The 19,939-nt window shown below is 72.9% G+C and carries 21 protein-coding genes; 10 read left to right on the forward strand and 11 right to left on the reverse strand.

Annotation, left to right across the window (positions count from 1 at the left end):
• Nucleotides 1–17 precede the first annotated feature (17 nt).
• From sigK to K6T13_RS16480, 6 genes are read left to right on the forward strand one after another with little or no spacing between them, the layout of a single operon-like run.
• Nucleotides 18–620 carry an ECF RNA polymerase sigma factor SigK gene (sigK, locus tag K6T13_RS16455; protein ID WP_222895599.1) on the forward strand — a complete coding sequence of 201 codons (603 nt, stop codon included), beginning with the start codon at nt 18–20 and terminating at the stop codon, nt 618–620.
• Nucleotides 617–1,339, forward strand: coding sequence for an anti-sigma factor (locus tag K6T13_RS16460; protein WP_222895600.1), 723 nt, complete (start codon nt 617–619; stop codon nt 1,337–1,339). The genes sigK and K6T13_RS16460 overlap by 4 nt, the downstream gene beginning before the upstream one ends.
• Nucleotides 1,339–3,369: an FAD-dependent oxidoreductase gene (locus tag K6T13_RS16465; RefSeq protein WP_222895601.1), complete on the forward strand. Its 2,031-nt coding sequence runs from the start codon at nt 1,339–1,341 to the stop codon at nt 3,367–3,369. Before K6T13_RS16460 ends, K6T13_RS16465 begins: the two co-directional genes overlap by 1 nt.
• Complete coding sequence (locus K6T13_RS16470; protein WP_222895602.1) at nt 3,366–4,652, forward strand: SAM-dependent methyltransferase; 1,287 nt, start codon at nt 3,366–3,368, stop codon at nt 4,650–4,652. Before K6T13_RS16465 ends, K6T13_RS16470 begins: the two co-directional genes overlap by 4 nt.
• The gene (locus K6T13_RS16475; protein ID WP_222895603.1) at nt 4,649–5,935 is read left to right on the forward strand and encodes an SAM-dependent methyltransferase; all 1,287 of its coding nucleotides are present in this window, start codon (nt 4,649–4,651) and stop codon (nt 5,933–5,935) included. Before K6T13_RS16470 ends, K6T13_RS16475 begins: the two co-directional genes overlap by 4 nt.
• Nucleotides 5,932–6,720 carry a DUF1295 domain-containing protein gene (locus K6T13_RS16480; protein WP_249423836.1) on the forward strand — a complete coding sequence of 263 codons (789 nt, stop codon included), beginning with the start codon at nt 5,932–5,934 and terminating at the stop codon, nt 6,718–6,720. Before K6T13_RS16475 ends, K6T13_RS16480 begins: the two co-directional genes overlap by 4 nt.
• 71 nt (nt 6,721–6,791) lie before the next feature.
• Here K6T13_RS16480 and K6T13_RS16485 read toward each other — a convergent pair whose 3' ends face one another.
• Both K6T13_RS16485 and K6T13_RS16490 read right to left on the reverse strand, forming a co-directional pair.
• Nucleotides 6,792–7,166 (reverse strand): MmcQ/YjbR family DNA-binding protein, encoded by a 375-nt coding sequence (locus tag K6T13_RS16485; protein WP_222895604.1) that lies wholly within the window; start codon nt 7,164–7,166, stop codon nt 6,792–6,794.
• 38 nt (nt 7,167–7,204) lie between these two features.
• A complete protein-coding gene (locus K6T13_RS16490; protein WP_222895605.1) occupies nt 7,205–7,636 on the reverse strand; it encodes a hypothetical protein in 432 nt (143 codons plus the stop codon).
• Between the two features lie 86 nt (nt 7,637–7,722).
• Here K6T13_RS16490 and K6T13_RS16495 point away from each other — a divergent pair, with 86 nt between their 5' ends.
• Genes K6T13_RS16495 through K6T13_RS16510 form a run of 4 tightly spaced genes read left to right on the forward strand, consistent with a single transcriptional unit; the run spans nt 7,723 to nt 9,677 of the window.
• Complete coding sequence (locus K6T13_RS16495) at nt 7,723–8,274, forward strand: protein-L-isoaspartate O-methyltransferase family protein (RefSeq protein ID WP_222895606.1); 552 nt, start codon at nt 7,723–7,725, stop codon at nt 8,272–8,274.
• 34 nt (nt 8,275–8,308) lie between these two features.
• Nucleotides 8,309–8,719: a VOC family protein gene (locus K6T13_RS16500; RefSeq protein ID WP_222895607.1), complete on the forward strand. Its 411-nt coding sequence runs from the start codon at nt 8,309–8,311 to the stop codon at nt 8,717–8,719.
• Nucleotides 8,716–9,159 (forward strand): helix-turn-helix domain-containing protein, encoded by a 444-nt coding sequence (locus K6T13_RS16505; protein WP_249423837.1) that lies wholly within the window; start codon nt 8,716–8,718, stop codon nt 9,157–9,159. Before K6T13_RS16500 ends, K6T13_RS16505 begins: the two co-directional genes overlap by 4 nt.
• 35 nt (nt 9,160–9,194) lie before the next feature.
• Nucleotides 9,195–9,677 carry a VOC family protein gene (locus K6T13_RS16510; RefSeq protein ID WP_222895608.1) on the forward strand — a complete coding sequence of 161 codons (483 nt, stop codon included), beginning with the start codon at nt 9,195–9,197 and terminating at the stop codon, nt 9,675–9,677.
• A gap of 4 nt (nt 9,678–9,681) precedes the next feature.
• Here the strand turns inward: K6T13_RS16510 and K6T13_RS16515 are convergent, their stop codons facing one another.
• The 9 genes from K6T13_RS16515 to K6T13_RS16555 are packed head-to-tail and all read right to left on the reverse strand — an operon-like array spanning nt 9,682 to nt 19,870.
• The gene (locus K6T13_RS16515) at nt 9,682–10,341 is read right to left on the reverse strand and encodes a pyridoxamine 5'-phosphate oxidase family protein (protein ID WP_222895609.1); all 660 of its coding nucleotides are present in this window, start codon (nt 10,339–10,341) and stop codon (nt 9,682–9,684) included.
• A 36-nt stretch (nt 10,342–10,377) separates the two neighbouring features.
• On the reverse strand, nt 10,378–11,544 hold the full coding sequence (locus K6T13_RS16520) for an acyl-CoA dehydrogenase family protein (protein WP_222895610.1): 1,167 nt from the start codon (nt 11,542–11,544) through the stop codon (nt 10,378–10,380).
• Nucleotides 11,541–13,472 carry an acetyl/propionyl/methylcrotonyl-CoA carboxylase subunit alpha gene (locus tag K6T13_RS16525; protein ID WP_222895611.1) on the reverse strand — a complete coding sequence of 644 codons (1,932 nt, stop codon included), beginning with the start codon at nt 13,470–13,472 and terminating at the stop codon, nt 11,541–11,543. The genes K6T13_RS16520 and K6T13_RS16525 overlap by 4 nt, the downstream gene beginning before the upstream one ends.
• Nucleotides 13,469–15,097 (reverse strand): acyl-CoA carboxylase subunit beta, encoded by a 1,629-nt coding sequence (locus tag K6T13_RS16530; protein WP_222898348.1) that lies wholly within the window; start codon nt 15,095–15,097, stop codon nt 13,469–13,471. The genes K6T13_RS16525 and K6T13_RS16530 overlap by 4 nt, the downstream gene beginning before the upstream one ends.
• 20 nt (nt 15,098–15,117) lie before the next feature.
• Nucleotides 15,118–15,594 (reverse strand): SRPBCC family protein, encoded by a 477-nt coding sequence (locus K6T13_RS16535; protein ID WP_222895612.1) that lies wholly within the window; start codon nt 15,592–15,594, stop codon nt 15,118–15,120.
• Nucleotides 15,591–16,775 (reverse strand): acyl-CoA dehydrogenase family protein, encoded by a 1,185-nt coding sequence (locus tag K6T13_RS16540; RefSeq protein ID WP_346729094.1) that lies wholly within the window; start codon nt 16,773–16,775, stop codon nt 15,591–15,593. The genes K6T13_RS16535 and K6T13_RS16540 overlap by 4 nt, the downstream gene beginning before the upstream one ends.
• Nucleotides 16,772–18,481, reverse strand: a complete 1,710-nt coding sequence (locus tag K6T13_RS16545) for an acyclic terpene utilization AtuA family protein (protein WP_222895613.1) — start codon at nt 18,479–18,481, stop codon at nt 16,772–16,774. The genes K6T13_RS16540 and K6T13_RS16545 overlap by 4 nt, the downstream gene beginning before the upstream one ends.
• Nucleotides 18,474–19,265: a TIGR03084 family metal-binding protein gene (locus K6T13_RS16550; RefSeq protein ID WP_222895614.1), complete on the reverse strand. Its 792-nt coding sequence runs from the start codon at nt 19,263–19,265 to the stop codon at nt 18,474–18,476. The genes K6T13_RS16545 and K6T13_RS16550 overlap by 8 nt, the downstream gene beginning before the upstream one ends.
• Nucleotides 19,262–19,870 (reverse strand): TetR/AcrR family transcriptional regulator, encoded by a 609-nt coding sequence (locus K6T13_RS16555; protein WP_249423838.1) that lies wholly within the window; start codon nt 19,868–19,870, stop codon nt 19,262–19,264. Before K6T13_RS16555 ends, K6T13_RS16550 begins: the two co-directional genes overlap by 4 nt.
• Nucleotides 19,871–19,939: the final 69 nt, after the last annotated feature.

Raw genomic sequence — 19,939 nt, forward strand, 5'->3', positions numbered from 1 at the left:
CACGCAAGGATCGGATCGTGGACCACCTGCAACCAGTGCCCGACGGCGCCCCCCACGCGGGGGCGCCGGAGACCGCACGCCTGGTCGAGCTGCTCAAGCGCTCGGCCCGGGGTGACCACCAGGCCTTCGCCTCGCTCTACGACGCGATGTCGGCGAGGGCCTACGGACTCGCCCTGCGGGTGGTCCGCGATCCGGCCCAGGCCGAGGAAGTCACCCAGGAGGCGTTCCTCGACGTCTGGCGCACCGCATCGCGGTACGACGACAAGCGCGGGAGCGTCGTCGGCTGGCTGTTGACCATCGTCCACCGCAAGGCGGTCGACCGGGTCCGGGCTGCGGAGGCCACCAGCCGGCGCGACACCTCCTACCACCACGACAACGTCAAGGTCGCCCACGACGCGACCGCCGAGGCCGCCGAGGCCTCACTGGAAGCAGGCCGGGTCCGCTCGGCCATGAAGGAACTGACCGCCGTCCAGCGCGAGGCTCTCGAGCTGGCCTACTTCGGCGGCTACACGCACACGGAGGTGGCGACCATGCTGGACCTGCCGGTCGGCACCGCCAAGACCAGGATCCGCGACGGACTCATCCGGATGCGCGACGCCATGGGGGTGGCTTTCCAATGACTGATGCACACGCCCTCGTCGGCGCCTACGCCGTCGACGCGCTCGACGACGACGAGCGGGCCGCGTTCGAGCAGCACCTCGCCCAGTGCGCCGCCTGCCAGTCCGAGGTGGCCGGTCTCCGCGAGGCCGCGTCGCTGATCGGCGCGACGGCCGCGGTGACGCCGCCACCCTCCCTGCGCGACCAGGTCCTCCACGACATCGCCACGGTCCGGCCGCTGCCGCCGGTCGTGTCCAGGCTGGACGCCGCCCGGAGGCGTCGATTTCGCCCGTCTCTCGTCCTGGTGGCAGCAGCAGCGGTGGTGATCGCCCTCGGTGCGGGAGCCGCGATCGTCCAGCCGTGGGCCGACGAGAGCGGCGAGACGCAGCAGACCCTCACCGCTGCCGAGCGCATCGCCCAGGCCGACGACGCCGAGACCTTCACCCAGCAGCTCGACGGCGGCGCGACGGCGACGGTGATCCGTTCCCGCGAGCTCAACAAGGCCGTCCTCATCACCGACGACATGCCGCAGGCACCCTCCGGCAAGGTCTACGAGCTCTGGCTCGACCACGAGGACGTCGGCATGGTGGCCGCCGGCCTGATGTCGGGCGGGGAGGCCGAGGTCGTGCTGGACGGTGACCCGGCGACGGCGATCGGGTTCGGCATCACCGTCGAGCCCGAGGGCGGCTCGGAGGAGCCGACCCTGCCACCGGTCACCACGATCAGCTTCGAGAACGCGTGATGGACACCTCATCGACACGGCACGTCGCCGTGGTGGGCTCGGGCGTGTCCGGGCTCGTCGCGGCCCACGTCGCGTCGCGCACTGCCCGGGTGACGCTCCTCGAGGCCGACGAGCGGCTGGGCGGCCACGCCGACACCCACGACGTGGACGGGCTTGCCATCGACACCGGGTTCATCGTCCACAACCGGCGCACCTACCCGACGCTGCTGCGGCTCTTCGCCGAGCTCGGGGTGGAGACGCAGGAGTCGGAGATGTCGCTCTCGGTCAGCGACGACGAGACCGGTCTGGAGTGGGCGGGCGCCCTGGGCGCACGAGGCCTGTTCCCGACCTCGGCCAACCTCCGCAGCCCGCGCTACCTGCGGATGCTGGGCGAGATCCCCCGCTTCCACCGCCGCGCCCGACGGTTGCTGGCTGCCGGCCCGACCGCCGTGGAGCACGAGACGACGCTGCGCGACTTCCTGGCCGCGGGCCGGTTCTCGGCGTACTTCGAGCGGCACTTCATGGAGCCGCTCGTCGCAGCCGTGTGGTCCTGCGACCCGGCGGTGGCGCTCGACTACCCCGCCCGCTACCTGTTCACGTTCCTCCAGCACCACGGCATGCTCAGCGTCTTCGGCTCACCCACCTGGCGGACGGTCACCGGCGGCTCACGGACCTATGTGGAGCGTGTCGCCGCGCAGCTCGACGACGTCCGGCTCGGCACCAAGGTGACCTCGGTGCTCGACACCGGCAGCGGCGTCGAGATCACCGACGGCAACGGCGCCACCACGACGTACGACGCCTGCGTGATCGCCACGCACCCCGACCAGGCCCTGGCGATGCTCGCCGAGCCGACCGGCCTGCAGCGCGAGCTGCTCACGGCGCTGCCCTACTCGCGCAACCACGCCATGCTCCACACCGACGCCTCGCTGCTGCCCGACGCCGAGGGCGCGCGAGCCTCGTGGAACTTCCGTCGCGTCGCCGGGCGTGCCGGCGAGGTCACCGTGACCTACGACCTCACGCGGCTGCAGCGGCTGCCGACCGAGCAGCACTACCTCGTCACGCTCGGCGGGGAGGACCTCGTCGACCCCGACTCGGTGATCGCCCACCGCGACTACGCCCACCCGCTCTACACCCCGACGTCGGTGGCGGCGCGAGCCCGGCTGCCGGAGATCTCCACCGACCGGCTGGCCTTCGCCGGCGCCTACCACGGCTGGGGCTTCCACGAGGACGGTGCGCGATCGGGGCTGGAGGCCGCCGAGCGGCTGGGGTTCTCGTGGGACGAGGGTGGTCTCGACAGGCTCGACCAGCGCGGGGGCGGTCTCGACAGGCTCGACCAGCGTGGGGACACGGTCGACCAGCGCGGCGGCACCATCTACGCGACCACGATCACCCACACGCGGCGCCAGCCGTTCCGGCGTACCTTCACCCACCGGTCCCACACGTGGCTGGTCGACGTCGACGACCTTCCCGACCACGGCGTGCTGGCCCGGTTCGAGGCGCGCGACCACCTCGGCGAGCCCGACCGCACGATCCGCGAGAACGTCGAGGCGTTCCTCGACGGCCACGGCGTCTCGCTCGACGGCGGGCGAGTGCTGATGGCGGCGATGCCGCGCGCCTTCGGCTACTGCTTCAACCCCATCAGCGTGTTCTGGTGCTCGGGCCCCGACGGCGCGCCGCGCGCGACCGTCGTCGAGGTGCACAACACCTACGGCGACCGCCACGCCTACCTCGTCCACCCCGACGAGCAGGGGCGTGCCCGCACCGAGAAGCAGATGTACGTCTCGCCGTTCCACGGCACCGACGGCCACTACGAGCTCGCCGTCCCGGAGCCGGGTGACCGGCTCGACGTGGCGGTGACGCTGCACAGCGACGACGGCGCCCGCTTCAGCGCCTCGCTGGCCGGCGCCGCCACCGCCACCTCGCCACTGCGCGCGGCTCCGGCCGCGCTCCGCAGCTCTCTGCTCATCCGCGCCCACGGCATCTGGCTGTGGGTGCGCCGCCTGCCCGTCCGACCCCGTCCCGCCCACCACCAGGAAGGGGTGTCCCGATGACGCTCAGCCCCGCCCGCCCCGAGACCTCCAACTGGCCCGGCCTCTTCGAGCTGCCGGGCGGCCCGCGCAACGCGATCGCCTCGCCGGTGGCCCGACGGCTCTTCCGGGCCGCCGTCTCCCGGCTCGACGTGAGCGTCGAGATCACCGCCGGCCCCGGCCGGCGCGAGATCCTCGGCCGCGGCGGGCCCGTGATGCGCGTCCACCGCCCTGAGGAGTTCTACGCCCGGATCGGTCGCGACGGACTGATCGGGTTCGGCGAGGCCTACCTGACCGGCGCGTGGGACGCCCCCGACCTCGGCGGGTTCCTCACCGTGCTGGCCGAGCGCATCGCCACCCTGGTGCCCGACCGGCTGCAGCGGGCCCGGGCCCTCGTCGTGGCGAGGACGCCGCACCGCCACCGCCCCGACCGGAGCAACTCCCGCGGCAACATCGCCCACCACTACGACCTGTCGAACGACCTGTTCCGACTCTTCCTCGACCCGACGATGAGCTACTCCTCGGCGCTCTTCGAGACCGGCAACGACGGCCGGCCGGTGGCCGACGACGACCTCGAGGAGGCGCAGGTCCGCAAGGTCGAGCGGCTCCTCGACGTCGCCGGCGTCCGCGCCGGCAGCCGGGTCCTCGAGATCGGCACCGGCTGGGGAGAGCTGGCCCTTCGCGCCGCCCGCCGCGGCGCCCACGTCCACTCCATCACGCTCTCCAGCGAGCAGCTGGAGCTGGCGCTCGACCGGGTCGCCGCCGAGGGCCTCTCCGACCTCGTCGAGATCGAGCTGTGCGACTACCGCGACGTCACGACCCACCACCCGGGGCGCCAGTACGACGCGGTCGTGTCGGTGGAGATGATCGAGGCGGTCGGTCACGAGTACTGGACGTCGTACTTCTCCACCATCGACGAAATGCTCGCGCCGGGCGGCCGGGTCGGGATCCAGGCGATCACGATGCCCCACGACCGGATGCTCGCGACCAAGGGCCAGTACACCTGGATCAACAAGTACATCTTCCCCGGCGGCTTCCTGCCGTCGGTGGAGGTCATCGAGCAGGTGACCCGGGAGTCGACCGGGCTCCGCGTGGCCGACCGCTTCTCCTTCGGCAAGCACTACGCCGAGACGCTGCGGCAGTGGGACCAGCGGTTCCGCGCCGCCCACGACCAGGTGACGGGGCTCGGCTTCGACGAGGTCTTCCGCCGGATGTGGCACTTCTACCTCGAGTACAGCCGGGCCGGGTTCTCCTCGGGCTACCTCGACGTCCACCAGCTGGTGCTGACCCGGGAGGGCCACGCGTGACGACCACCGACACGCAGACCGCGACCGGGGTCGCCGGGCGCCTGGCAGCGGCGCTCCGCCCCTTCGTGGGTGGTGAGCTGCCGGTGCGGCTGCGGGCCTGGGACGGCTCGGTGGCCGGTCCCGCGGACGCGCCCGAGGTCGAGCTCCGCTCCCCCGACGCCGTACGCCGGATGCTGTGGCACCCGGGCGAGCTCGGTGCCGCGCAGGCCTACGTCACGGGCGAGCTCGAGGTCCACGGCGACCTGGGCGCCGCGCTCACCCACGCCTTCGACGTCGCCCGCGAGCGGGGCCTCGGTGGCCGGCCCACGCCCTCGGCGCTGCTCGCCGCGGTGCGGGCCGCGGCCGACCTCAAGCTGCTCGGCCGGCCCCCGGCACCCCCGGCGTCCCAGGCCCGGATCCGCGGCCGCCTCCACAGCAAGCTGCGCGACGTGGAGGCGATCAGCCACCACTACGACCTGTCCAACAAGTTCTATGCGATGCTGCTCGACCCGGCGATGGCCTACTCGTGCGGCTACTGGACCTCGCGGGAGCCCGGCTACACCGTCGCCGACGCCCAGCGCGACAAGCTCGACCTGGTCTGCCGCAAGCTCGGCCTCCAGCCCGGCGCGAGGATGCTCGACGTCGGCTGTGGCTGGGGCTCGCTGTCCCTGCACGCCGCCGAGCACTTCGGAGCGCACGTCACCGGGGTCACCATCGCGACCGAGCAGAAGCGGTTCATCGACTCCCGGATCGCGGAGCGCGGGCTGGAGGACCGGGTCGAGATCCGGCTCCAGGACTACCGCGACGTGCCCGAGCGCGACCACTTCGACGCCGTCGGGTCGCTGGAGATGGGTGAGCACGTCGGGGAGGGAAACTACCCGACGTACGTCGAGGTGCTGCGCCGCGCGGTGCGGCCCGGCGGCCGGGTGCTGGTCCAGCAGATGTCGCGGCCTCGGGGACGGTGGCCAGGGGGTGGGCCCTTCATCGAGTCCTTCATCGCCCCCGACATGCACATGCGGCCGGTCGGCGAGACCGTGGCGCTGCTCGAGCGCGGGGGGCTCGAGGTGCGCGACGTGCACGCCATACGTGAGCACTACGTGTGGACCGTCGGCGCGTGGCTGGACACCTTCGAGGCCAACCTGCCCGCCTTCGTCGACCTCGTCGGCGAGGAGGTGGCGAGGGTCTGGCGGCTCTACCTCGTCGGAGGCATGCTGACCTTCCGGGACGGACGGATGGGAGTCGACCAGATGCTCTGCGTGAGGCCGGGCGCCGACCACACCCTGGAGCGGGTGCGTCGCTGGTGAGTGCCTTCTGGCCCGTCGCCGCTGCGTCGCTGGGCGCGGTGGCTCTGCTCATGACCGCCACGGCGTTGTGGTCGCGCCGGGTCGGACGGGTGGCGGTGGTCGACATCGCCTGGGGCCTCGCCTTCGTCGTGGTTGCCCTCGTCTGCGCCCTGCTGGCCGACGACGACGTGCTGCGCAGCTGGCTGCTGGCAGCGCTGGTCGGCGTGTGGGGGCTGCGCCTGGCCTGGCACATCCGCAGCCGGGCCGGCTCCGGCGAGGAGGACCCGCGCTACGAGGAGCTGCTCGACGGCGGTGGCTTCGGCACGGCGGTGCGCAAGGTGTTCCTGGTGCAGGCGCTGGCGGCCTGGGTGATCTCGCTGCCGCTGCAGGCGGCCGCGGCGACCTCGGTGTGGACCTGGTGGCTGGTGGGTGCGGGCGTCGCGGTGTGGGGCGTGGGGTTCTTCTTCGAGACCGTCGGCGACGCCCAGCTCGCGGCGTACAAGGAGCGGCCGAAGGACGATCGGCCACCGGTCATGGACCAGGGGCTGTGGGGCTGGACCCGGCACCCGAACTACTTCGGCGACGCCTGCGTCTGGTGGGGCATCTGGCTGGCGGGCGGGCTCGCGTCGGGCTGGCTGCCCGGCCTGCTGACGGTGGTCGCACCGATCGCGATGACGCACTTCATCCGCAACGTCACCGGCGCCAGGCTGCTGGAGAAGACCATGTCGGAACGGCCGGGCTGGGACGAGTACGCCGCGCGCGTGCCGCTGTTCTTCCCGAAGCCGCCCTTCCTGCAGTCGTCGTGAGGACTGGGTAACGCCACGTTCGTGCCGCTCCCGGGACGTTGGGACGTACCGGGAGCGACATCGCGGTTGCGTTACCCGGCTGCTGGCCGGTCGACGCGGTCGACCAGCCGCTGCGGTGCCTGCACGCAGTAGGAGTCGACCAGCAGCTCGGCCAGCTCGGCGAAGTCGGTGTGGTCGTCGAGCAGCATGCCGACGACGTTGCGCCCCCAGGAGACCCGGAAGTACGGCGACCCCAGGTGCTCGAAGGCCATCACCTCGTCGGGCTCGGCGCGGAAGGTGATCCGGAGCAGCTGGTCCTCGCCCCCGAAGACGTGGGCGATCGTGGCCTGCCCGACCCGCCACCGGGTGCCGGTCCACGCCGGCTCCTCGTAGGCCTCCGGCAGGGGGTTGATGATCGCGCCGATACGGCGCACCAGCTCCTCGGGCACGGGCGCACGGTCAGTCACGGCACGACCCTGCCACGGATCCCCGACCGTCGGCGAGGTCAGCCCGGGAGGGGTGAGCGGCGGCGCTCGCGGACGACCGCTGCGACCAGGGTCGCGAGGACGATCGCGACGACCGTCCAGACGATGCCGGAGGCCACCAGCACGGTCTTGGGTGTCTCGGGCGTGCCGTCGGCGACGAGCTCGCCGAGACCGCCAATGCACACCGCGACCGCGGACACGCCGGCCGCGCCGACACCGACCCACGCCCACCCGTCGCGGCGGGTCACCAGGAAGAACGCCAGCAGCCACAGCACGACGACGAGCAGCGGCGCCGAGATCGCCGTGCCCTCCAGGACCACGCCGTCGCTCGCGTCGGTCCGGACCGCCCCGAACTGGCCGGGCCAGTTGACGAGGACCGCGACGACGGCGGCCACCAGGTTGGCGACGATCAGCACGGCCACGACGGACCGGAGTCGGTGTGCGTTGTCCACGGCGCGAGGGTAGGGCCCCGTCAGCCCGCGGGCGAGGCATTTTCCGCGGCATTGCCTGCGGGCGCCGGGAGAGGGAGGGTCGAGGCATGGACACCGTCGCCGACGCCTTCGAGGCCTGGCCGCGGGAGGGGTTCCTGCCCGAGGCGCTCCGCCGGCGCGCGCCCTTCGACGGACCGCTGGAGATCGGCCACGGTCAGACCAACTCGCAGCCGCGGACGGTCGAGGCGATGCTGCGCCTGCTCGACGTACGCCGGGAGCAGCGGGTGCTCGACGTCGGCTCCGGCTCGGGGTGGACCACCGCCCTGCTGGCCCACCTCACCGGACCGGGTGGGGAGGTGACCGGCGTGGAGCTCGAGCCGGACCTCGTGGCGTTCGGCTCGGCAAACCTCGCGCGCACCGGTCAGGTGTGGGCCTCGATCCGGGCCGCCGACCCCGGCGTCCTCGGCTGGCCGGCCGGTGCGCCGTACGACCGCATCCTGGTCTCCGCCGAGCCCCGTCACCTGCCGCAGGAGCTCGTCGACCAGCTCGCCGACGAGGCGGTGATGGTGATCCCGGTCGGGGGCACCATGCTCCGGGTCACCAACCCCGGTGCCGTGGTGACACGTCACGGCGGCTACCGGTTCGTCCCCCTGCGGTAGTGGGACGCTGGGCACCAGACCCGAGCGGAGGGAGATGCGGGTGGGACGCGTGCTGCAGATGAGGCTGGTCGTGGAGGCCGAGGACTACGAGGAGGCGGTGGCCTTCTACCGCGACGTGCTCGGTGCCGGCGAGGAGCTGGTCGTGGACGGGCCGGACGGCGAGAGCGTGACGATCCTCGAGGTGGGGCGGGCGACGCTGGAGCTGTCGAACCCGGCCCAGGTCGCGATGATCGACCGGGTCGAGGTGGGGCGCCGGGTGGCCCCGCGGTTGCGGGTCGCCTTCGAGGTCGCCGACGCATCCGTGGTCACCGACGAGCTGGTCGCCGCCGGCGCCGAGCTCGTCGCCGAGCCCACCCGGACACCGTGGGACTCCCTGAACTCCCGGCTCGAGGGACCTGCGGGCCTGCAGCTGACGCTGTTCCAGGAGCTCGGCGACTCGTCGTGACCGACGCAGGCACCGACGACCAGCAGGCCGCGCGCGAGGACACCAACCGGCGCATGCTCCGGGCCCGGGACGCGATGGACCGGCGGTACGCCGAGCCGCTCGACGTGCCCTCGCTCGCCCGGATCGCCCACCTGTCACCGTCCCGGTTCGCGCGCGTGTTCAAGGAGGTCTTCGGCGAGACGCCCCACCGCTACCTGCAGCGCCGCCGGGTCGAGCGGGCGATGACGCTGCTGCGGCAGACCGAGCGCCCGGTCACCCAGATCTCCTTCGACGTGGGCTTCGCCAGCCTGGGCACCTTCAGCCGCACCTTTGCCGGCATCGTCGGGTGCTCCCCGACGGAGTTCCGCGCCCAGCACCCGCCGGTCGCCGTACCGACCTGCTTCGTCATGCAGTGGACGCGGCCGCGGGAGGGGCGGCCCCAGGACGACAGGTTCGGATAAGCAGACGGGCGCGGCTCGGGTCTAGCGTCGTCGGCATGACGAACTCCCATCTCTTCTCCAGGGTTCACCTCACGACCGCCTACGTCCTCGACCAGGAGGAGGCGCTGGCCTTCTACTGCGGCACCCTCGGCTTCGAGGTCGCCTCCGACGTCGACCTCGGCTTCATGCGGTGGCTGACCATCTCGCTGCCCTCGCAGCCCGAGCACGAGGTGCTGCTCGAGGTGCCCGGCGCTCCCCAGCACGACGAGGAGACCGCCGCCCAGCTGCGCGACCTGATGACCAAGGGGGCGCTGGGCGCGACGATGTTCCTGCACACCGACGACTGCCAGAAGACCTTCGAGACCCTGCGTGACGCCGAGGTCGAGATCACCCAGGAGCCGGTGGACCAGCCCTACGGCATCGACATCGGGGTGCGTGACCCCTTCGGCAACCACATCCGGATCACCCAGCCCCACACCGCGCCCCGCGAGATCACCGAGGACGTCCGCCAGCGGTGGGAGGCCGGCGTCGACCGGTAGGGGCTTAGTCCTGCGGCGGCGGGGCGAAGCGCTGCCGCAGCCCGTCGACCGACGGCGGGACGGGCAGCTCCGGGAGCCACGGGGAGCGCCGCGGGTCACCGGCCACGGTGTGCAGGGGGACCACGCCGGTCCACACGTCGTCGGGCACCTCGTCCGGGTCCTCGTCGGTGTCCCCGTCGCGGACCTTGAGGATCCAGTTGTCCTCTGTCAGGTCGAGCGCGAGCACCACCGTGGCCCTGACCTCCTTGGTCATCATGCCGCGCACCTCTGCGCGGCGACCGGGCACCAGCGCGTCGGACAGCCCGTCGAGGGCAGCGACCGCCTCGTCCCCGGTGAGGGCGCGGAGCCGCCCGCGGACGACGGCGGACCGGTAGTTGGCGGTGTGCTCGAACATCGACGTCGCCAGCACCAGCCCGTCGACGACGTGGACCTCGACCACCGCCTCGGTTCCCGCTGCCACCCGGCGCAGCGCCCCCGCACCGGTGGAGCCGTGCAGCAGCACCCGGTCACCGGAGCGAGCCACCAGCATCGGGACCGCCCACGGCCGACCGTCCTCCGACACGGTGGCCAGCGTGGCCACCAGTGCCTCGTCGAGCAGCCGGTCGAGGACGGCCCGGTCGCCGTCGCGCCGGTCCTTCATGCGGGTCAGGTCGTGGAGCGTCACCTGCCGATGGTGACAGAGCTCGGCGCCGCTGGTCCCTCAGTAGGACTTCGGCAGGCCGAGGGAGTGCATGGCGACGTAGTTGAGGATCATCTCGCGACTGACCGGGGCGATCCGGCCGGCGCGGGTGGCGACCAGCAGCCCGGCCATGCCGTACTCCTGGGTGATCCCGTTGCCCCCGTGGGTCTGCACCGCCCGGTCGGCCGCGTCGCAGGCCGCCTCCGCGGCGGCGTACTTCGCCATGTTGGCCGCCTCGCCGGAGGCCATGTCGTCGCCGGCGTCGTAGAGGGCCGCCGCCTTCTGCGTCATCAGCCGGGCCATCTCGATCTCGATGTGGGACTGGGCGAGCGGGTGGGCGATCGCCTGGTGGCCGCCGATGGGGCCCTGGAACACCTCGCGCTCCCTGGCGTACGCCGCAGCCCGGCCCAGCGCGAACCGCGCCAGCCCCGTCGAGAACGACGCCGCCATGATCCGCTCGGGGTTGAGCCCGGCGAAGAGCTGCACGAGGCCACCGTCCTCGTCACCCACGACCGCATCAGCCGGCAGCCGCACGTCGTCGAGGAACACCTGGAACTGCAGCTCGAGGCTGACGATCTCCATCGGGATGGGTCGGGCCTCGAAGCCCGCGGCGTCGGTGGGGACGACGACGAGGACCGGCTTGACCTTGCCGGTGCGGGCGTCCTCCGCGCGCGCGACGACCAGCACGTGGTCGGCCTCGTCGACGCCGGAGATGTAGATCTTGCGACCGTTGAGCACCCACTCGTCGCCGTCGCGGCGGGCAGTGGTGGTGATGTTGTGGGTGTTGGTGCCGGCGTCCGGCTCCGTGATCGCGAAGGCCATGGTGCCGGTGCCGTCGCAGATCCCCGGCAGCCAGCGGCGCTTCTGCTCCTCGGTGCCGTAGCGGCTGATGATCGTGCCGCAGATCGCGGGACTGACCACCATCAGCAACAGCGGGCAGCCCTGGGCGGCGAGCTCCTCGCAGACGGCCGCGATGTCGCCGATCCCGCCGCCACCACCGCCGTACTCCTCGGGGATGTTGATGCCGAGGTAGCCCAGCTTGCCGATCTCCAGCCACAGCTCGGTGGTCTTCTCGCCGGCGCGGGCCTTCTCGGTGAACCACTCCCGGCCGTAGCGCGAGGCCAGCCTCGCCACCTCACGGCGCAGCGCCTGGCGCTCCTCGGACTCGCTGAACGCAACCTGGGTCATGCCTGCTCCTCATCGGTCGTCGCCGTCGACACCACGGCCAGGACGTCGCCGGCCGCGACCTGCGCCCCGCGCGTCACGTCGATCGTGGTCACCGTGCCGGCGTGGGGCGCGCTGACGGTGTGCTGCATCTTCATCGCCTCCAGCACCAGCACCGGCTGGCCGGCAGCGACCTCGGCACCGACCTCGACGGCGACGCTCACGACGGTGCCGGGCATCGGGGCCAGCAGGGACCCGCGCGCGAGGGTCGCGTCCGGGTCGGTGAACCGTGGCAGCAGCCGGAGTGCCGTGTGGCCGCGCGGACCGTCGACGTCGATCCGGTCACCGGCGACGTCCACGACGTACGTCGAGCGCACGCCGTCGGTCTCGAGGCTCACCGCCCACTCGGTGGTCGGGCCGGTCGAGACCACCGCCAGCACCGTGAACCCGTCCACGGTGTAGCCGTCGCGGCCGCCCCACCACTCCACGGTCGTGGTGTCGAAGGTGGTGCGCTGCGGCTGGGAGACGACGTTGCGCCAGCCGACGGGGATGCCCCGCTGGCGGGTCCGGGCCTGCCCGGCCGCCTCGGCCAGCGCGAGGGCGGCCGCGACCGGGGCACCGGGGTCCGGGGCGGGGGCCGGGAGCTCCCGTTCGTCGAGGAAGGCGGTGCTGACCTCGCCGGCCCGGAAGGCCTCGTCGCGGAGGATCGCGAGCAGCAGGTCGCGGTTGGTGACCAGCCCGTGGATCCGCGCCCGGGCCAGGACGCGCGCGAGCCGGCGCGCGGCCTGCTCGCGGGTGGGCGCATGGGCGACCACCTTGGCCAGCATCGGGTCGTAGTGCGTGGTGACCGCAGAGCCGGTCTCGAAGCCGGCGTCGACCCGGACCCCGTCACCGGAAGGGATCTCGAAGCGGGTGAGCACCCCGCTCTGGGGCTGCCAGTCGGCGGCCGGGTCCTCGGCGTACAGCCGCACCTCGATCGCGTGGCCCCGGGGTGCGGTCTCCCGGGACTCGACGGGCAGGGGCCGTCCCTCGGCCACGGCCAGCTGCAGCTCGACCAGGTCGACGCCGTGCACCAGCTCGGAGACGGGGTGCTCGACCTGCAGCCGGGTGTTCATCTCGAGGAAGAAGAACCGGTCGGCGTCGGCGTCGTAGAGGAACTCGACGGTGCCGGCACCGAGGTAGTCGATCGCCTCGGCCGCGGCGCGAGCCGCCGCGTGCAGGGCGTCACGGGTCGCCTCGGGCAGCCCCGGCGCCGGCGCCTCCTCGACCACCTTCTGGTGCCGCCGCTGGATGGAGCAGTCCCGCTCGCCGAGGACGAGCACGGCTCCGGCCGTCCCGACCACCTGCACCTCGACGTGGCGTCCGCGCTCGACGTACGGCTCCACGAACACGGTGCCGTCGCCGAAGGCCGACTCGGCCTCGGCCGAGGCCTGCTCGACCTCGCGGGGCAGGTCGGCGAGCGTCCGCACGACCCGCATGCCGCGGCCCCCACCACCCGCCGAGGCCTTCACGAGCAGCGGCAGGTCGGCCTCGGTGGCGGTCTCGGCGGACAGGTTGCCGAGGACGGGTACGCCGGCGGCCTCCATCAGCTTCTTGGCCTCGACCTTCGAGCCCATCTGCTCGATCGACCCCGGGGCCGGGCCCACCCAGGTGAGGCCGGCGTCGAGGACCGCGCGGGCGAAGCCGGCGTTCTCGGAGAGGAAGCCGTAGCCGGGGTGGACCGCGTCGGCTCCGGAACGTCGGGCAGCCTCGATGAGCAGGTCGCCGCGCAGGTAGGTCTCGGCGGGGGTGTCGCCCGGCAGGCGGACCGCGGTGTCGGCCTCCCGCACGAAGGGCAGCCCGGCGTCGGCGTCGGAGTGCACGGCCACGGTCTCGATGCCGAGCCGGTAGCAGGTGCGGAAGACCCGGGAGGCGATCTCGCCCCGGTTGGCGACCAGGAGTCGGCGGATCATGGCCGGAACACCCCGTAGCCGGCGCCGCCGGTGAACGGCTTGGTGGCGATGACGGACAGGCAGATGCCGAGGACGGTCCGGGTGTCGCGCGGGTCGATGACGCCGTCGTCGTAGAGCATCCCCGACAGGAAGAACGGCAGGCTCTGCTCCTCCACCGACTGCTCGACGAAGGCCCGCATGCCGGCGTCGCCCTCCTCGTCGTAGGCCTGCCCCTTGGCCTCGGCCGCCGCTCGCGCCACGATGCTGAGGACGCCCGCCAGCTGCTGCGGCCCCATCACCGCCGACTTGGCGCTCGGCCAGGTGAAGAGGAAGCGCGGGTCGTAGGCGCGGCCGTTCATCCCGTAGTTGCCGGCGCCGTAGGACGCGCCCATGATGACGCTCAGGTGCGGCACGCTGGAGTTGGAGACGGCGTTGATCATCATCGCGCCGTGCTTGATGATCCCGCCCTGCTCGTAGTCCGCTCCCACCATGTAGCCGGTGGTGTTGTGCAGGAACAGCAGCGGGGTGTCGACCTGGTTGGCGAGCTGGATGAACTGGGTCGCCTTCTGTGCGTCCTCGCTGAACAGCACGCCCTGGGCGTTGGCGAGGATGCCGACGGGGTGGCCGTGGATCCGCGCCCACCCGGTGACCAGCGAGCTGCCGTAGAGCGGCTTGAACTCGTCGAAGGCCCGGCCGTTGGTGGCCGAGACGCCGTCACAGACCCGGACGATCACCTCACGCGGGTCGAAGGGCTCCTTGAGGTCGCTCGGGATCAGGTCGAGCAGCTCGTCGGGGTCGGCATCCGGCTCGGCGTACGCCTCGGCCAGGGCGGTGGGGTTGTCAGGTGATCCTGTCGGTTGTCCGGTGTTGCAACGCCTGACATGCGGCGGTTTCCCCGGCCGACCGGGGAAACCCCGGCCACGGTTGAGCCGCGCCACGATCCGCCGGCCGATCCGGATCGCGTCGTGCTCGTCCTCGGCGAGGTAGTCGGCCAGGCCCGAGGTGCGGGCGTGCATCTCGGCGCCACCGAGCGACTCGTCGTCGGACTCCTCGCCGGTGGCCATCTTGACCAGCGGCGGCCCGCCGAGGAACACCTTGGCCTGCTCCTTGACCATCACCGTGTAGTCGCTCATGCCGGGCACGTAGGCGCCGCCTGCGGTGGAGTTGCCGAAGACCAGCGCGACCGTCGGCTCCTTGCGCGCGCTGGCGCGGGTGATGTCGCGGAAGAGCCGGCCGCCGGGGATGAAGATCTCCTTCTGCGTCGGGAGGTCGGCGCCCCCCGACTCCACGAGCGCGACGGTCGGGAGCCCGTTCTCCTCCGCGATCTGGCTGGCCCGGAAGATCTTCTTCACCGTCCACGGGTTGGAGGCGCCACCCTTGACGGTCGGGTCGTTGGCGGTGATCACGCACTCGACGCCCTCGATGACGCCGATGCCGGTGACCACCGACGCCCCGACGGTGAAGTCCGACCCCCACCCGGCCAGGGGGGAGAGCTCGAGGAACGCGCTCCCGGGGTCGACGAGGAGCTCGATCCGCTCGCGGGGCAGCAGCTTGCCGCGGGCGTGGTGGCGCTCGACGTACTTCTCGCCACCGCCCGCGACCGCCCTGGCGTGCTCGGCGTCGAGCTCGGCGAGCTTGTCGAGCATGGCCGCGCGGTTGGCCGACGTCACGACTCCACCACCGCCTTCATCCGCTCCAGGGTCGTCCGCATCCCCCGCTCGTTGGTGCGGCCGCGCAGCGGGCCCAGCGCGAGCCAGTAGGCGCGCATCATGAGGTTGGGCTGGACCCGGAAGTACTCGGTGACCCGCGTGCCGCCGGCCTCCGGCTCCAGCCGGTAGCCCCAGTTGTTGGCGGTCACCTCGTCGTTGCCGACGGCGAACTCGAAGACCCGCTCGGGCTCGCAGGCGGTGACGGTGCAGAGCGTCCAGTACGTCGGACCGATGCCGTTGCGGCGTACGTGCCCCTTGAACTGGGCGCCCACCTCGGGACCGGACGACCCGCGGATCCAGCGGGCCTCGAAGGTCTCGGGGCTGAACTCCCCGATCCGGGTCACGTCGGAGACCAGGTCCCACACCACCGTCGGTGGCGCGTCCATGTGGACCGTGACCTCACCGGTCAGCGGGCGGAACAGCTTGTCGATCATGCGTACCCCAGCAGTCGTGCGGCGAGGTCGGCGAGGACCTCGTCCGCGCCTCCTCCGATCGGCAGGATCCGGGCGTCGCGGTAGTGCCGCTCGACCTCGGTCCCGTGCAGGTAGCCGGTGCCACCGTGGAGCTGCACCGCCTGGTCACACACGTGGGCGGCCGTGTCGACCGCGGTCTGCTTGGCCAGGCATGCCTCGGCGACGACGTTCTCGCCCGCCTCGTGGCGCCGCACGACCTCGTGGGTGTAGGCCCGCGCGACCTCGACCTGGCGGTGCATCTCGACCAGCGCGTGGCGGACGACCTGGTTGGCCATGAGCGGCTTCCCGAAGGTCTCCCGCTGCCGGGCGTACGCCGCCGCGCGCTCGAGACTGCGCGCGGCGATGCCGTAGCCGTGGACCGCGAGGGAGATCCGCTCGACGACGAACTGCTCGGCGATCTGGTAGAAGCCGGAGCCCTCCTCGCCGACGAGGTTGGCGAGCGGGACCCGGCAGGCGTCGAAGCCCAGCTCGGCGGTGTCGGAGCAGTGCCAGCCCATCTTCGACAGCGCCCGGTCCACGGTGAAGCCGGGTGTGCCCTTCTCGATGACCAGCAGGCTCAGTCCCGTGTGGCCCGGCTCCCCCGTGCGCACGGCGGTGGTGACGAAGTCTGCGCGGACCCCGGAGGTGATGAAGGTCTTGCCGCCGTCGACGACGTAGTGGTCCCCGTCCCGCCGGGCCGTGGTGCGGATCCCGGCGACGTCGGACCCGCCCCCGGGCTCGGTCACGGCCAGGCTGCCGATCAGCTCACCGGCGAGGGTGGGTCGCACGAACCGGTCGACGAGGTCGCGGTTGCCGCTGGCGGCGATGTGGGGCAGGGCGATGCCGCTGGTGAACAGGGCGGCCATCAGCCCGCTGGAGGCACCGGCGGCGAAGCAGGCCTCCTGCATGACGACGCTGTCCATCAGCGTGCCGCCGCTGCCGCCGACCTCCTCGGGGAAGCCGATGCCGAGGAGGCCCTGCTTCGCCGCCGCTGCGTGCAGCTCGCGCGGGACCTCGCCGGCGTCCTCCCACGCCTGCAGGTGGGGCAGCACCTCGCGGCGGACGAACTCGGTGGCGGTGTCGCGAAGGGCGTGGTGGTGCTCCGGCCCCACGGACGCCTCCGGTGATCTCGACGCACCCGTCGCGATCTCCTGCTCGGTCACAGCAACGCCTCCTCGATGTGGACCATCCGCGACCGGACCCACTCGCCGAGGCCCTTGGCCTGGGGGTCGAAGCGGGTGGAGGCCGCGACCCCGTCGCCGAGCAGCCCGTGGAGCACCACGTTGACCGCGCCGAGGTTGGGCAGCAGGAAGACCTCGACGTCGAGGTCGCACGCCTCCGGAACCAGCTCCCGGACCCGCTCGGGCGTCACGAACTTGCACAGCCACTCCACCCGCTCCTCCCTCCGGGGGTGGTCGTCGGCCGCGACCCAGAGCCCGAGGTTGGCGTCGCCGCCCTTGTCGCCGGACCGGGCATGCACGAAGGTGCCCAGCGGCACCCGGCGGGTCAGCGTGTCGGCGGGGTGGGGGTACGGCGAGGGGCGGGTCCCGGTGTGGTCCTCGGCCGGCCCGTCGGTCACCGAGGGGTCCGGGACCTCCTCGCGGCGGCCGTCGTGGTGGACCACCGTGTGGCTGACCGTGACGCGGTCGACGTACTCCGGCCGGTAGACGCCGAACGGGGTCGGCGAAGCCGGCGGGGCGGTCATCGTGAAGCCGGGGTAGGAGGCGAGCGCGAGCTCGACCACCGCCGCCGTGAACGCCCGGCCGACCGGCTCCGGCGCAGGGTCCTTCACGGTGCAGCGCAGCAGCACCGAGGCCATCTCCTCGGAGTCGGCGTCCGGCCGCGCGGGGGCGACCGGCGACCACACCACCTCCGCGGGCGGCGGGTCGAGCGCCGCGGTCAGCTGGTCGCGCACCCAGGCCGCCTTCTCCTCCACGTCGAGCCCGGTCAGCACCAGCTCGACGCTGTTGCGGTGGCCGCCGAGCTCGTTGACGCAGACCTTCAGCTGCTGCGGCGGCGGCTCGCCGCGTACGCCGGTGACGGCGACCCGGTCGGGTCCGGCGTCGGCGAGCCCGATCGAGCGGAGGTCGACGGTCACGTCGGGGCCGAGGTAGCGGGTCGACTGGATCTCGTAGAGCAGCTGGGCGGTGACGGTGCCGACCGTGACGGCTCCGCCGGTGCCCTCGTGCTTGGTGATCACGCTCGAGCCGTCGCCGGCGACCTCGGCCACCGGGAAGCCGAGGGGTCGTGACCGGTCGAGCTCGCGGAAGCCGCTGTAGTTGCCTCCGCAGGCCTGGGCGCCGCACTCGAGCACGTGCCCGGCGACGACGGCGCCGGCGAGCTGGTCGTGCTGCTCGGGGGTCCAGCCGTGGTGGGCGGCCGCGGGACCGACGACCAGCGAGGCGTCGGTGACGCGGCCGGTGACGACCACGTCGGCCCCCGCACGCAGCGCGGCGGCGATGCCGTACCCGCCGAGGTAGGCGTTGGCCGTGAGGGCGCCGGGGAACCCGAGTCCACGGAGGTCGTCACCCTCGACGTGGGCGACGACGGGGTCGAGGCCCAGCCCGTGCGCGACCTCCCGCAGTCGCTCGGCCAGACCCGCCGGGTTGAGACCGCCGGCGTTGGAGACGATCCTGACGCCGCGCTCCAGCGCGGTGCCGAGGCACTCCTCGACCTGCCGCACGAAGCTCCGGGCGTAGCCGAGCCGCTCGTCCTTGAGCAGGTCGCGGCCGAGGATGAGCATCGTGAGCTCGGCGAGGTAGTCGCCGGTCAGCACGTCGAGCGGACCGCCGTCGAGCATCTCGCGCATGGCAGCGTGCCGGTCGCCGTAGAAGCCGGAGCAGTTGCCGACGCGCAGGGGTTCAGCCATCGCGGCGCTCCCGCCCCTCGCCCGGCGGGCCCGCGAAGCACTGCGCGATGCCGAGCCAGGCGTTGGCCTCGCGGCCGCGGGCGACCAGCGTGGTGTCGTCGCGGTGGATCCGCTGGGTCACCAGCAGGCAGAAGTCGAGCGCGGCCCCCTGGACCCCCTGGGGTGCCTCGTGCGGACCCCACGCCCACAGGTCGCCGCTGGGCGCCGTCAGCTCGACCCGGAACTCCTCCCCCGGGGCCTCGAGCCCGTGGGCGAGGAAGGCGAAGTCGCGGGTGCGTACGCCGAGGTGGGCGACGTGCCGGATCCGGTCGGTGACCTCCGGCTCCACGCCGAGCGCGTCGTGGACGTCGCGCGAGTGCGCCCAGGTCTCCATGAACCGGGCGGTCGCCATCGAGGTCGCCGACATCGGCGGCCCGAACCACGGCAGCCGCTGCCCGGCCGGGTGGGCACGGAGCGTGGCGACCAGCGCCGTCCGTGCCGCCCGCCAGCGCACCAGCAGCTCCGCGGGTGCGGCCCGACCGCCCTCGAGCGCGACCTCGTCGACGAACCCGTCGGGGTCGGTGAGCGCCTCCTCGACCAGCGTCTGCCACCCCGGGGCGTCGGTGGCCGCGGTGACCGCTGCCTCGTCGGTCCACGCGAGGTGGGCCACCTGCGTGGCGACGTCCCAGCCCGCGGCGGGGGTGGCCCGTCGCCACCCGTCAGCGGGGAGGTCGACCAGCAGCTTCTCCAGCCGGTCGCCCTCGGCGTCGAGGTCGGCGAGGACCCCGTCGAGCAGGTCGGTCATGCGCCCTCCTGCAGCCGCGCGTCCAGGGTCCGCGCCCACTCGTCGAGGATCCGGCGCCGGCGTCGCTCGTCGTCGGTGATGGTGCTGGCGAGCCCGAGGCCGCGCACCAGGTCGAGCGTCGCCTGCACCAGCTCCCGCACGCCCGGACGGGACTCGTCGACCCCGAGCGCCCGGACCGTGAGCCGGTGCGCCTCCCGGCCGACCTCCTGCTCCAGCGGCTCGACGGCGGCCAGCAGCTGCGGGTCGGTGCGGGCGGCGACCCACAGCTCCAGCGCGGCGCTGAACACCGGCGAGCTGTAGTGGTCGCCCAGCATCCGCACGACGGCACGGGTGCGGCCGGCACCGCGCGGCACGGCCGCGAAGGCCTCGGCCAGCTCGGCGCCACGGAGCTCGGTGAGGTGCCGCACGGCCGCCACCACGAGGTCGTTCTTGGTGGGGAAGTGGTGGAGCTGGGCCCCTCGGGAGACGCCGGCCCGCTCGGACACCAGCGTGGTCGAGGTGCCCGAGAACCCGCGCTCGACCAGGAGGTCGACGGTCGCCTCGAGCAACCGGGTCCGCATCGCGCGGCTCCGATCGGCCTGGGGCACCCGGGCGGTCGCGGTCACGACACCATCGTCCGCTCCCAGAAACAAACAGTCAAGACTGACTGTTTCATAGCGGGCCAGCACGTCGCG

Origin of the sequence: Nocardioides coralli, from assembly GCF_019880385.1 — a bacterium.
In the GTDB taxonomy this organism is placed as follows: domain Bacteria; phylum Actinomycetota; class Actinomycetes; order Propionibacteriales; family Nocardioidaceae; genus Nocardioides; species Nocardioides coralli.